The sequence below is a fragment of the Pseudomonas sp. D(2018) genome (genome assembly GCF_005502555.1).
Taxonomy (GTDB): domain Bacteria; phylum Pseudomonadota; class Gammaproteobacteria; order Pseudomonadales; family Pseudomonadaceae; genus Metapseudomonas; species Metapseudomonas resinovorans.
Genome location: NZ_SCOK01000021.1, coordinates 80185 through 93870 on the forward strand (window position 1 = coordinate 80185; position 13686 = coordinate 93870).

At 65.2% G+C, this 13686-nt stretch carries 4 protein-coding genes and 1 pseudogene; 3 read left to right on the forward strand and 2 right to left on the reverse strand.

The genetic code is table 11. From position 1 onward, the window contains the following. Positions 1–7: 7 nt before the first annotated feature. The 3 genes and pseudogenes from FFS60_RS15430 to FFS60_RS15440 all read left to right on the forward strand — a co-directional run. Complete coding sequence (locus tag FFS60_RS15430; protein ID WP_051246338.1) at positions 8–280, forward strand: hypothetical protein; 273 nt, start codon at positions 8–10, stop codon at positions 278–280. After that, complete coding sequence (locus FFS60_RS15435; RefSeq protein ID WP_137822451.1) at positions 270–1175, forward strand: copper resistance protein B; 906 nt, start codon at positions 270–272, stop codon at positions 1173–1175. The genes FFS60_RS15430 and FFS60_RS15435 overlap by 11 nt, the downstream gene beginning before the upstream one ends. 10 nt (positions 1176–1185) lie before the next feature. After that, positions 1186–1788 (forward strand): annotated as a pseudogene (locus tag FFS60_RS15440) (cytochrome c); the annotation flags it as partial. Between the two features lie 87 nt (positions 1789–1875). Here the strand turns inward: FFS60_RS15440 and FFS60_RS15445 are convergent. Then, positions 1876–3372: a TolC family protein gene (locus FFS60_RS15445; RefSeq protein ID WP_028626662.1), complete on the reverse strand. Its 1497-nt coding sequence runs from the start codon at positions 3370–3372 to the stop codon at positions 1876–1878. A gap of 51 nt (positions 3373–3423) precedes the next feature. Continuing rightward, positions 3424–13686 (reverse strand): Ig-like domain-containing protein (locus FFS60_RS15450; protein WP_137822452.1); only part of this gene is annotated, 10263 nt, incomplete at its 5' end.

Sequence of the window (13686 nt, forward strand, 5' to 3'; positions counted from 1 at the left end):
GAAACCTATGAACAAATCGATGCAGCCCCTCACTGTCGCCACCCTGGTCCTTGCCCTGCTGGCGCCGGCCGCCTGGGCCGGTGAGAACGACAATGACGACCACCAGAAACCCCAAGTCGACAACACGCAGAAGATGAATCACGGGCAGATGGATCACGGCCAGATGCAGGGCATGGACCACACCCAGATGCAGAACATGGATCACAGCAAGATGGGCCACGGCGCCATGCATCCGGCCCAAGACGCCAAGCCCAAGGCGGACAGCAAAGATGATCGATAGCCTCAAGCGCCCTGCCCTGCTCGCCCTGGCCGTGGCCCTTGGCTCGGCCGGCAGTGCACAGGCGGCCGAAACCATGGATCACGGCCAGGTGCAGCATGGCCAGATGGACCACGGCGCCATGGATCACAGCCAGATGAATCACGGCTCCATGGAGCACCCGCAGAAACAGCCCGACGGCTATGGCAGTCGCGCGCCCATCCCGGTGCCAACCGACGCCGACCGCGCCGCAGCCTTCCCGGACCTGCCGCCCCACACCATGCATGCCGGCGGGATCAACAGCTACTTCCTGCTGGACCAACTGGAGTACCAGGACGCCGACGATGCCAGCGTGCTGAGCTGGGACGCTTCGGGCTGGATCGGCGGCGATATCAATCGGCTGTGGCTGCGTTCGGAAGGCGAGCGCGGCAACGGCACCACCGAGGAAGCCGAGGTCCAGGCCCTCTACGGCCGCGCCGTGAGCCCCTGGTGGGAGCTGGTGGCCGGAGTGCGTCAGGACTTCAAGCCCGGCTCGCCGCAAACCTGGGCGGCATTCGGGGCACAGGGCATGCCCTTGTATGGCCTGGAAACCAAGGCCACCGCCTACCTCGGCGAAAGCAGCCAGAGCGCACTGCGCCTGGAGGCCGAATACGACATCCTGCTGACCAACCGGCTGATCCTGCAGCCCCTGGCGGAGGTGAACCTCTACGGACGCAACGACCACGAGCGCGGCGTCGGCTCCGGCCTGGCCAATACCGAGCTGGGACTGCGCCTGCGCTACGAGATCGTTCCCCAGTTCGCCCCTTACGTGGGCGTGACCTGGAACCGCAACTACGGCAACACCGCCGACTTCGCACGCGAAGAAGGTGAAGACAATGACGAAGCCCGCTTCGTCGCCGGTATCCGCTTCTGGTTCTGAGCCCCTGACGATGAAAAGAACAATAAAAACCCTGGCCCTCGCTGGCCTTATGGTCGCCGCTGGCGTGAGCGGCGTGGTGTATACCGGCATGGTGAACGTCGCTGCCGACGACCCGCACCACGCCCTGGTACATGCATTCCTTACCGCCGCCCGAGACCGCTCCATCGAAATCCGGGCACGGGACATCCCCGTTCCACCACTGGACAATGCAGAGCTCATCCGCGCGGGTGCAGGCAATTACGACGCCATGTGCGTCGGCTGCCACCTGGCCCCTGGAATGGCAAATACCGAGCTCAGCCAAGCCCTCTACCCGGCTCCGCCGAACCTCAGCCGGCAAGGTGTGGGCGGCGACCCCGCGGCGGCTTTCTGGGTGATCAAACACGGCATCAAGGCCACCGGTATGGCAGCCTGGGGCAAGAGCATGAGCGACGAGCACATCTGGGGTATGGTCGCGTTCCTCCAGCAGTTACCGGAGCTGGACGCAGACGACTATCGCCAACTGGTGGCCAGCAGTGATGGGCATCAGCATGGCGGAGGGGAAAGCACCTCTCAAGGGCATGAGGAAGAGGTGGCAGAGGAAGAAGGGCACGGGCATGGGCATGCGGAAGGTCATGCGCATTAGTCCGCAGACTGGGCTGAGCGCGGCGAAACCCAACAGCTCCATTACCTGTGTTGGGTTTCGCGTCGCTCTACACAGTATCTACTTGGCTGTACTGATATCCCCGCTCTCCCAGCGCGACTCGCCGCTCTCCAGCGCATTGGCGATGGTGGCGAGCTTGTCGTCCGGGAGCGTCTCGGGCAGCGGGTCTACGCCTGCGCTGACGAACAGTTGGGCGTAGGCGTTGCGCAGTTCGGCGTAAGACAGGTCTCGCTTGAGCTGCGCCTGCAGGGTGTTCAGCTCACCCTGGATCAGGTCCAGCTCGCCGATGCTCTGGGTCTTGTAGCGGTTGCGCAGCTGTTCGGCGATCTGTCCGTCCAGCTTGGCCAGTTCTTCGCTGGTCTGGAACTGTCGCTGCGCCTCGTGGAAGTTGGCGTTCGCCACGTAGAGCTGCGCGAGCACGGCCATGGACATGGCCTGGCGACGGGCAGCGGCGACGGACTCGCCAGCCCTGGCGACGTCGATGGCGGCCGGACCGGAGAGGACGTTGAACAGGTTCCAGGTAACCTTCACGCCGTAGTCGGCCCAGCTCTGGTTCACCAGGAAGGAGTTGCTGTCGTAATGGCCGCCAGCGGAGAACTCCAGGCCCGGCAACAGGCGCAGCATGGCCTTGCGGGTCTCGGCAGCGCTGATGCGCGCCTGGTAGTCCTGCTCGCGCAGTTCCGGGCGGCTAGCCAGGGCTTCTTCTTCCAGGCGGTTCATGTCCACCTTGAGTTCCGGCACCTGGTAATCGTCTGTGGCGGCCAGGGTGAAGTCGGTGTTCAGCGGGAGGTTGATCAGCGCGGCCAGTTCGGTCTTGGCCAGGGATAGCGCGCGGCGCTGCTCTTCCAACTGGCGGGTGGCCTCGATCAACGCTCGCTGGTAGCTCATGGCCTGCACCGGGTCGCCAATGCGCTCCGAGCTCATGCGCTGGCTGCTGGAGCGAGCCTCATCGACGCGCGCCATCAGGCTGTCGATCTGCTTCAGCAGGCGGTCGGCCGCCACGGCACGCCAGTAGGCCGAGCGCACGTCCTGGATGATGGTGTGGACCACCTTGCGGCGACGTTCCTGGACGATCAGGCGCTGGTCGGCCTGCTGCTTGGCGCTGACGTAGCTGACGCCGAAGTCTAGGACGTTCCACACCATGGTCAGGTCCGCCACGCCACGGTCACGGTCCTGGGAGGTGGAAGGTTCCAGCGACTGGGTGTTGGTCAGCACGCTCTGGCTGCTGGAGGCGCTGACGTTGCTGCGCCCGGCGTAGCCCGCTTCCATGGCCATGCGCGGCAGCATGTCGAAGCTGGCCAGATCGACCTGGCGCTTGGCCAGGGCTTCCTCCATCACCTTGAGGCGTGCCTCCAGGTTGTACTTCACCGCACGGGCCATGGCCTCATGCAAGGTAAGGGGCCCGCTGAGGGGTTCCTGGTCCTTGAACATGGTGGCCAGGTCCGCGCGGGCGCGCTGTTCGCTGACGCTACGGTCGATGGGCTGGCTGGTCACCGCACAACCGGTGACCGCCAGCGCCAGTACGCTTACGGTGAAAAGCTTCGCTGCTTTGCTCATCCTTGGGCCGCCCCCTAGACACGGCACTTACAGATTTCTAATTCGTTGTTCTTAAGCCTGCGGGCGATCCACCTGGATCTGTCCCAGTGCCATGGCCAGCTCCCTGACCTGACGCTGCTCGTTGTCCTTGATGTCCTGCAACTGCTGGCCAAGCGAGGGCGCCCCGAAGATGCCCTGGCCGCTCCCCCCGGAGCCGCCCTTCCATTGCTTACCGTCGAACAGCTTCATTTCTTCGGAGTCCTGCGGCACATCCTTGTCGAAGAAGCTCGACAGGCTGCTGCTGCCGAACACACCACCATCGCCCCCGCCAAAGCCGAGGAAGCCCGAACCGGAGCCATCGCCGAAGCCGTCGCTGCTGCCGAATACCTGGGCGATGAAGCTGGGCGCCAGGGCCCCCTGGTTGATGAAGATATTGCCCAGGGTCGGAATGCCGCTGCCCAGCGTCGGCTGCTCGAACAGCGGCGGCGGAATGAGCGGCGAGGTGAACGGCGGCGGTGGCGGATTCGGCAGTACCGTATCCACCGGCACCGTCGGCTCCGGCGGCACGATGACCGGCGGATTGGCGCGGAACTCCGGATCGCCATCGTTCTGCGGAACGCTGTAGGTCTGGGCCGGCAGCCCGCTGAGCATGGCGTTGCCTGCGGTATCGGTGATCAGCGTACCGGTGGCGTTCAGGCCGAGGTTGAGCGTGCCGGCACCTGCCACGTTGCTGACGGTGACCAGGAAAGTACGGCTATCGACCTGCACCAGCGATTGCAGGGTGCCGCTGACATTGCCGGTGGTCACCAGGTTGAAGTCGCCGAGGTCGATGCCGCTGACGTTCTCGTCGAAGGTCACGGTGTACTGCACGCTGCCGGGTGTGGGCAGCGGCGTGACTGTCGCGCTGGCATTCGGCGCAGTGGTATCGACGATCACACCGCTGGTGTTGCCGACGCCGTTCAGCGCCAGGTTCATCGAGTTGCCGATGGCATCCCGCAGGGTCGCGCCATTGGCCACCAGGCCCGTGACAGCGATGCCGTTGGCATCGTTGTCGCCCGCGCGGACGGTGTACTGGAACACCAGTGTGCTGCTGCCCGAGCCCGCCACGTAATCGGCGAACACCGTGGTGCCGCCCATGTCGATGGCCAGGCGCGGTACGCCGTTGACGATGACCGCTTCACTGGCGTTGACCACGAAGGTCAGGGTGTCGCCAGCGTTGTAGTGCACGCCGACCGGCACGCTGACGCCGGTGACGGTGGGCACATCGCGGTCGACGCTGTACACCGCGCCGGTAAGGCCGCCGCTGAGGGCGTTGCCGGCAACGTCGACGATGCCGGTACCGGAACCGTTGAGGTTGAACCCCAGGGTACCGGTGCCGCTCACGCCGCTGACAGTGAGCTGATAGGTGCGGGCGTCGATTTGCACCAGGCCGGTGAGGCTGCCGCCTGCGCTGCCTGTGGTCACCAGGGTGAAGTCGCCGAGGTCCACACCGCTGACGTCTTCGCTGAAGGTCACGGTGTAGCGCACGCTGCCGGCATTGGTCGGCGACGGATCGACGCTGACGATGCCGCTCGGGTTGGGCGCGACGGTGTCGACGATCACGCCACTGGTGTCGCCAACGCTGCTCAGCGTCAGCGTCATGGCGTTGCCAGCGGCGTCCAGCAGGCTGCCGCCATTGCTGGCGAGACCGGTCACGGCGATGCCGTTGGCGTCGTTGTCGCCCGCCTGGATGGTGTACTGGAACACCAGGGTGCTGGTACCGGAACCGGCCACGTAGTTGGCGAAGACCGTGGTACCACCGATATCCAGGGACAAGCGCGGGACGCCATTGACGATCACCGCTTCGCTGGCGTTGACCACGAAGGTCAGGGTATCGCCGGCGTTGTAGGGGATGCCCACCGGCACGCTGACGCTACCCACCACCGGCACCACGGCATCCACCCGCACACCCGTGGTGCTGGCGACATTGTTGAGGCTGGTGTTGGCGTCGTTACCCACGCCATCGCGCAGGGTGCCGCCGTTGGCCTGGATGGTGCCGCCGACGCTGATGCCATTGGTATCGAGCTGGCCGCTGGCGACGGTCAGGCGGAACACCAGCGCCGTGGTGCCGGAACCGCTCAGGTAGTCGGCGAACACAGTGCCGCCGCCGTCCAGGGTGATGGCGATGCGCGGCGTGCCGCCAGTGGTGTCGACGGTCACCGCTTCGCTGAGGTTGACGGTGAAGTCCAGGTTCTGCCCGGCCACGTAGGTGCCATTGGCCGGCACGCTGACGCCGGTGACTTGCGGCACCACACCGTCGATGACGATGCCATGCTGCCCGGCGATGGAGTCGGCGCCGCCAGTGGTCGGCAGCGTCAGGATGGCGCTGGCGTTGCCGGCATTGCGGATGCTGCCACCGTTGAGCGCCAGGGCACCGCTGGACTGGTAATCCAGGTCGGCGCTGAGGTCACCCGCCTGCACGGTGTAGCTGAAGCTCAGGGTGTTGCTGCCCGAGCCGGAAACGTAGGTGACAGTGCGGTCCAGCAGGCCGGTTTCCAGCAGCAGCGTGGGCACGCCGCCGGACGTGTCGACGATCACCGCCTGATCAAAGGTGACGGTGATGGTGATGACGTCGCCCACCTTGTAGCCGCCATCCGGGTTGCTGACGCCGATGTCGGTGATCACCGGGTTGATCGGGTTGACGGTGATGGCGAGGGTGTCGGTGTCGGTCTGGGCCCCGCCGCTGCCTGTGCCCCCCAGGTCGCTGGTGCTGATCTGGATACTGGCCGGCCCGTTGTAGCCGGTGGTTGGGCTGAAGGTCAGGCCGTTCAGGGCGTTGTTGATATCCGCCAATGTGCCGGTGAAGGTCATGCTGCCGTCGGCGGTACCGTCGCCGTTGCTGAAGCTGAGACCACTGATACCGCTCAAGGAAATCAGGCCGTTGGTTGCAGTCAGGGTGACCTGCAGGGTGCCACCTCCGACGTCCACATCGCTGATGCTGATCAGGTTGCCATTACCCGCGCTGAACACCAGGTTCGCATCCTGGTTGACGCCCTGCCCCACCGGCAGGCTGTTGACCGGTGCATCGTTCACCGCACTTACCGCCAGGGTGACGGTGGTGCTGCTGGCTTCCGAGGTGCCGGTGCCGGAGTTGCCTGGATCGGTACCCGTATTGCCGCCATCGTCGATGCCGATGGTCAGGGTCACGTTGGCCGTGGCATTGGCTGCGGCGGTGAAGCTCACGCCATTGGCGGCGATGAAGGCATTGATATCGCTGATGCTGCCCACGAGGGTCAGGGTACCGGTGCCGGAACCGGCCACGGTCACGCCGCTGCCGCTGATGGCGCCCAGGCTGCCGCTGGCCACGCTGAAGGTCACGGTGACGCTGCCAGTGCTGGCATCCACGTCGCTGAAGGAAATGCCGGTCAGGGCCTGGGCAAGATCTTCGGTGACGCCAATGGAACCCGGGGCAGTAATGACCGGTGCATCGTTGACCGCTACCACATTCACGGTGGCCGCAATCGCGAGGCTGCTGGTGTCCACCCCGCCATTGCTGGTGCCGCCGCTGTCACGAATGCTGGTCAGGGTGACCACGCGGCTACCGGCAGCAGGCGCTTCGCTGCTGTTGCGATAGGTCATGCCATCGATCACGCCTTGGGCACTTGCAGTGCTCAGACCGGCATGGGTCAGGGTGACGGTGGCGGTGCCGCCCACCAGGCTGACGCTGTAGCCGATGCCATTACTGGCAGTAGTGCCACTGGCGCCGTTGACCAGCAGGACGTCGGTACCGTCGATGCTCAGGATCTCGCTGGCGCCGTTGGCGACGTTGCTGACGGTCAGGGTCAGGCCGGTGATGCTCTGGCCCGCTTCGACCGTGCCGATGCTGATGCCGCTGAACAGATCGACGGCGGCGCCATTCTCGGTATAGGTGGGGTTGCCACCGGTGGCGGTGGCGGTTGGTGCGTTGTTCACCGCCACTAGGTTGACCAGCGTACTGCCGAAAGCAGTGGCGCCCAGCTCATCGGCGAAGGTCCAGCTCAGGGCGACGCTGGCGACCGGGTCGTTGGAGCTGTTGGCATAGGTCAGTTGCTGGAGGATGTGGTTCACGTCCGCCGTGGTCGGAATCTGGCCGTTGGCGTCGGTGAAGGTCAGGGTCAGTTGGCCGCTCGTGCTGGTGTCGAAGCTGCCGATCACCTGGCCGTTTTTGACTAGGCTGCTGCCCACCAGGGTGATGCCGTTGCCATCGAGGAAGCCGAACAGGTCGCTGGCATTGGCGCCGCCATTGCGCACCACGACCAGGGAGGCGCCGTCGTAGTTGCCGCTGCCACCGTTGAGCAGGTCCAGGTCCGCATCGGACACGCTGGCATCGGCATCGATCACGATGGCCGCACCACCCTCGGTGTAGCTGCCGCCACCATTGACGTTGCCCAGCACCGGCGGTGCATTGGCTTCCACTGCACCGATATCGACGGCGCTGCCGGTGGCCCGCACGTTGCCTATGGCGTCGATCGGCAGCACCTCGGTGGTATTGCCATCGTCATCCAGGTCATAGGTGTCGAGCGGCAGGCCGGCATTGCTGCCAGCGTCGAGCAATGCACTGCCTGCCTGGGGCTTGTGGGTCTGCACCGATCCGCCGTTATTGGCCAGATTGCCCAGCAGCAGGTTGGCGGTGCCCTGGTTGTTAAGCACACCGCTGGCAGTGGTGATACCGACGTTGCTGCCGAAATAGCTGTTGGTGGCGGTCTCGACTGTCGAGGCCACGTCGTCTGCGATACCGCCCGTAGCCAGCGGCGAACCGCCTACTGCCGCGGCGGCGCCGGCACCGGAGGTGTTGCCGGCGACCACGGTGTTGACCAGCGTGTCGGTGCCATTGGCGTGAATACCGCCACCGCTGCCGGACGCGGCGTTGCCGACCACTGTGGTGTTGTAGATGAAGGACGTACCGCTGGTGACACGGATACCGCCCCCCAGCGAGCCGGCGCCAAGGACGGCGTTGCCGCTGAAGGTGCTGTTGATGATCGTCAAACCGCCGGTACCGCCGAACTGGAGGCCGCCGCCGTGAGCGCTAGCGCCGGTGGTGGTATTGCCGGTGACGGTGCTGTTGAGCATCGTCAGCGTGCCGCCAGACCCCACCACACGAATACCGCCGCCGAACGTATTGCTGGTATTGCCGCTGACGGTGCTGTTGACCATCGTCAGGTTCGCGCCACTCCCATAAATGCCGCCACCGCCGAGACCACTATCCGCGCTGTTGCTGACGACCGAATCCCGAAGGGTCACGCTGGAGCCGAAGCCGATACTGAGACCAGCGCCTCCCCCGCCCGTATTGCCCTGTGTCAGCACCAGGCCGGAAATCTCGACGCCGGCGAGGCTGTTGCCGACTTGCATCACCCGACTGGCGCCGTTGGCGGAGAGGGTCACGTCGGCGACGCCGTCATCGTTCAGGTCACCGTCCAGGCGCAGGTTGCTGTAGTTGATGTCGAGCTGGCTGCCGCCAAGGACGATAGTGCCGCCCTGGTTGCCGGCCAGCGCGCCGTTCAGGTCGAAGGTGATGGTGTCGCCCCCGCGCGCCCAGAACAGCGCTTCGCGAATGCTCAGGCCACCGCCGTCAGCCTGATCGGCCGCCATGTTGCTGGACGCAGTCTGGTCGTCACCGGAATCCAGGTTGGACGTCACCAGCAGGGTGCTGTTGTTCACGGTCACGGCGACGCTGTCGCTGTCGATGTTGCCGGCGGCATCGGTGGACTGGATGCTGATGCTGGTACCACCGGCCGCTGCCGGGGTGTAGACCAGCCCTTCCAGCGCGGCGTTGATCTCTGCTGCCGTGCCACTGATGGTCACGCTGCCGGTGCCATTGTTGCTGATGATCGCGCCGCCACCGGCGGTGGCACTGAGGGTGCCGCTGGCCACCGAGACAACGGTGGTCAGGTTGCCACCCTCGGTCACGGTCAGGGCATTGCCGTTACCACTGCTGAACACGATTGGAGTCACGGTGTTGGTGACCTGCGCGCCCGGCACTGCGTTCAACGGAGCCTGGGTATCGACGGCATAGTTGTTGGAGTCGGTGCTGCCGATGCCGGTATTGCCAGCGGCGTCGATCACACCGGTGTTGTCCAGGCTGATGAGATTGCCGCTGTCTTCGACGCTGGCGCTCGGTGTCAGGGTGGCCGTCCAGGTGGTGCCGCCATCCGTGCTCGAAAGGTTGCTCAGGCTGCCATTGGCGACGGTGAAATCGGCCAGGTCCAGCCCCGTCACCGCTTCGTTGAAGGTGATGGTGACCGTGGTGGTTTCGCCCACAATCAGCGAGGTATCGGCCACGACTATGGTGGCGTTGGGACGCTGGGTATCGATGGCGTAGTTGTTGGAATTGGTGGTGCCGGAACCCGTGTTGCCGGCCTGGTCGATGTAGCCGGTGTTGTCCAGAGTGATCAGGTTGCCGGCGTCCTGGACATCAGTATCCGGCGTCAGGGTGGCGGTCCAGGTGATGCCGCCATTGGACGAGCTCAGGCTGCTGAGCGTGCCATTGGCGACAGTGAAGTCGGCGGTGGTGAGGCCGTTCACCGCTTCGCTGAAGGTGATGGTGACGGTGCTGGTTTCGCCGGCCTTCAATGCGGTGTCAGCCACCACGATGGTGGCTGTTGGGCGCTGGGTGTCGATGGCGTAGTTGTTGGAATCGGTGGTGCCGACACCGGCATTGCCGGCCAGGTCGGTGTAGCCGGTGTTGTTCAGGGTGATCAGGTTGGCGGCGTCTTGGACATTGCTATCCGGCGTCAGGGTGGCGGTCCAGGTGATGCCGCCGTCCGAGGTGCTGAGGTTGCTGAGTACGCCGTTGGCCACGGTGAAGTCGGCGGTGGTGAGGCCCGTCACCGCCTCGCTGAAGGAGAGGGTGACGGTGCTGGTTTCGCCAGCGCTCAGTGCTGTGTCGGCAACCACGATGCTGACGGTAGCCGGCGCTACGGTCTCGACCACCGCGACTGTTACATCGGCATTGCTGGACGTGGCGCCATCGCCGTCATTGACGGTGATGCGGACCGTGCGATCCGCCTGGCCGATGCCGTTGGTGGCGTTGGTGTTGTTGTAGCCGAGATTGCGAATCAACGCCTGGACGGCCACTGCATCGGCCGAGCTGTTCAGGCTGATGACCAGATCGGCCCCGGCGCTGCCACCGGTGAAGCTGCCGATGATGGTGCCTTGGTACGTCACGTTGCTTCCGGAGACGCCGATCTGCCCCGCGCCGGTGCCCTGGTTGCGAATGCCGAGCACATCCTCGCCGGCTACGCCATTAGTGACGATGGACACGGTCACGTTGCCGCCGTCGAAATCGGGCGAATCGGAGTCGATGACGGTGGCGTTGCTGCCGCCGTCGAGCAGGACGGTGCCGCTGCCCTGGGTGAAGGTGATGCTGTCGCCGTTGAGGCTGCCGACAACAGGCGCTGCGTTGATCGGCGCGGTCAGGGTGAAGTCGTTACCGGTGCCGCCGATGTAGCTGGCGGTCAGTACCGTGCTGTTGCCACCTGCGGTGGTGGTAGCACCCTCGGCCAGACCGCTGAAGGTACCGGTGACGGCATCGGCGGCATCGTTGGAGATGATGGTGTAGGTGTCGCCGTTGCCCGGTGCATAGCCGTGATTGACAGCCAAGGTCGCGCCGGAAACGTCCACCGTGCCAGTGACCACCAGCTGATCGAAGCCGGTACCGGCAGTGGTGCCGTTGATATCCACTGCCAAGGTGCTGCCGGTGGCCATGCCCAGGTTGCCGTTGATGGTCAGCGCGCCTGCGCCGGAATTGCCGGGAGACAGAATGCCGCCGCTCTGGATGGTCACGGCACCGCCCAGGGTGCCACTGCCGGCCAGGGTTCCGCCGCTGGCTACGGTGGTGGCGCTGGTGGTGCTGCCATTCACGGCGAGCGTGCCTGCCGACACCGTCGTGGCACCGGTGTAGTTATTGGTTCCCGACAGCGTCAGTGTACCGGTGCCCGTCTTGGTCAGGCCGCCCGAGCCGCTGATGACGCCGGAGAGGGTGGCCGCCGCACTGGTGGCCAGACTGGCGGTGCCGCTCAGATCGATAGCGTTGTCGATCGTGGTGTTGCCCGTGATGCTCAGGGTGGTCCCGCTGAACAAGCTCACGGCGCCGCTACCCAGGTTCTGGTCACCGGTAATGCTCAGGGTGCCGACTCTCACACTGGTGGTGCCGGTGTAAGTGTTTGTGCCACTGAGCGTAAGGGTGCCCGCCCCGAACTTGCTGAAGTTGCTGCCGCCGCTGATCACGCCCGACAGGGTGACCGCGTTGGTGTTGGTCAGCGAGATATTGTCCCCCAGGACAATGTCGTTATCGATGGTGGTCGCACCGGTCACCGTCAGCGCCCCGCCGCTGTGTAGGCTCACCACACCACTGCCCAGGTTGGCATCACCGGCAATACTCAGGGTGCCCAGACTCACTGTTGTGGAGCCCAGGTAGCTGTTGGTTCCCGTCAAAGTCAGCGTACCGCCACCGAATTTGTCCAAGTTGCCGCCACCGCTGATGGCGCCAGCCAGCGTTACCGCTCCGCTGTTGCGGACGGTGGCGAAGCCATTGAGAGTGATGGCGTTGTCGATGGTAGTGGGGGCCGTGACCGCTAGCGTGGCGATGTTGTTCAGGACGACGACGCCGCTTCCCAGATTGCCATCGCCACTGATAGACAGAGTGCCCGCATTGACCGTGGTCGTCCCGGCGTAGTTGTTGCTGCCGCTGAGCTGCAGAGTGGCCGTCGCGGCTTTGGTCAAGCTACCGGAACCGGAAATCACGCCGCTGAAGTCGGCGATATTGGTGCCGAAGTCACCGCCGACGCTGATGGTGCCGCCGCCCGCTCCCAAGGTGACCGCGTTGGCGACGGTGGTGGTCGTCCCTGCCGCCCCCGTCACGGTCATGGCCAGGGTGCCGCCATCCAGGGTCAGGTTCCCACTCGACAAGCGCGAGCCTGTATCGGCATTGAGGGTACCGCCGGTTACCGACATGGCGCCGGACCAGCCACCGTTGTTGCTGGTGGAGCCAAGCGTCAACGTACCCGCGCCGGACTTGGCCAGCGCGCCGGTCCCCGCCAGGGTGCTGTTGAAGCTGACGCTGCCACTGGCGTTGGTGAAACCTGTGGTGGTGCCGCCGCCCAGGGTGATGGTGCTGCCAGTGATGATCAGGCCGGTAGCCGAATCGCCATTGAAGCTCAGGCTCTCGCCCAGGCTCAGGCCGCTGCCAAGCGTGATGGTCTGGCCCGCCACGCCGCTGCCGAGAATGATGGTCTGCGTACCCGTTACATCAGCCGCCGCGATGGCTACCGCCTCACGCAGGCCCACGCCATCGCTGGCGCCGATGGTGGCGGTATCACTGGTGTTGGTGACGTAGATGGTGTCGCTGGTGACCGTGACATCGGCCGTGGTACTGGCGACACCGTCGCTCAGGGTGAAACGAACGCTGGCATCACCTGCCGGCGTGTCGTTGCGGTAGGTGATGTGCTGGACAACGTCATTCACCAACGCGGAAGTCGCAGGGGTAACGCTGCTGGTGAAGGTGATGGTCAGCACACCGCCAGTGTTGGTAAAGGTTGCGAAGGTCTGCCCGCCGGACTGCAGGTTGCTGCCGCTCACGGTAAAGAGCGCACCGGAGGTATTGAAGCCGAAGGTATCCGCGCTGACGGCAGTGCCGTTACGCTGCACGGTCAGGCTCGCGCCCGACCAGTTGCCAAAGCCGCTGTTGAGGGCCTCCAGATCGGTATCCCCGAGGTCGGCGTTGCCACCGGAATCCAGCACGACAGTGCCGCCGACGCCTGCCCAGGCGACGCTGTCGCCATTGAGGCCGCCGGTGGTCGGAGTGGCATTCGGGACGTAGTTGAGGTCTTGAGTGCCACCGCCCGTCGTCGTGATGCCCGAGACCGCGCTACCCGAATTGCCATTCGAGCCGCCCGTCACTGCCAGGCCGCCGGAGCCGCCCGCGCCCACGTTCCCGGTGGCGAGGGTGCTGTTGGTGGCGCTGTCGATTCTTACGGTGCCGCCAGCGTTCCAGATGCCCCCCACGCCCCCGCCGCCATTACCACCGCTCCCGTTGCGGGCGTAGTTGGCGGCCTGGTAAGAGGACACACCGCCACCGCCACCGCCGCCGGCACCAAGGTTGTTGGTGATGCTGGAGCCGGTGATGGTGAGCGTGCCGGTGTTGTAGATGCCGCCGACTGCCGCTGCGCCCTTGCCACCCGCTGCAGAGGCGCCACTACCGCCGCCGCCGCCACCGATGCTGGTACTGCCGTTGTTGGCCGTGCCACCGGCACCGCCGGCCGTGTAACCAGCCGTATTCGCGCCATTGCCGTAATAGCTGCCGCCCGCCCCCCCATTGGC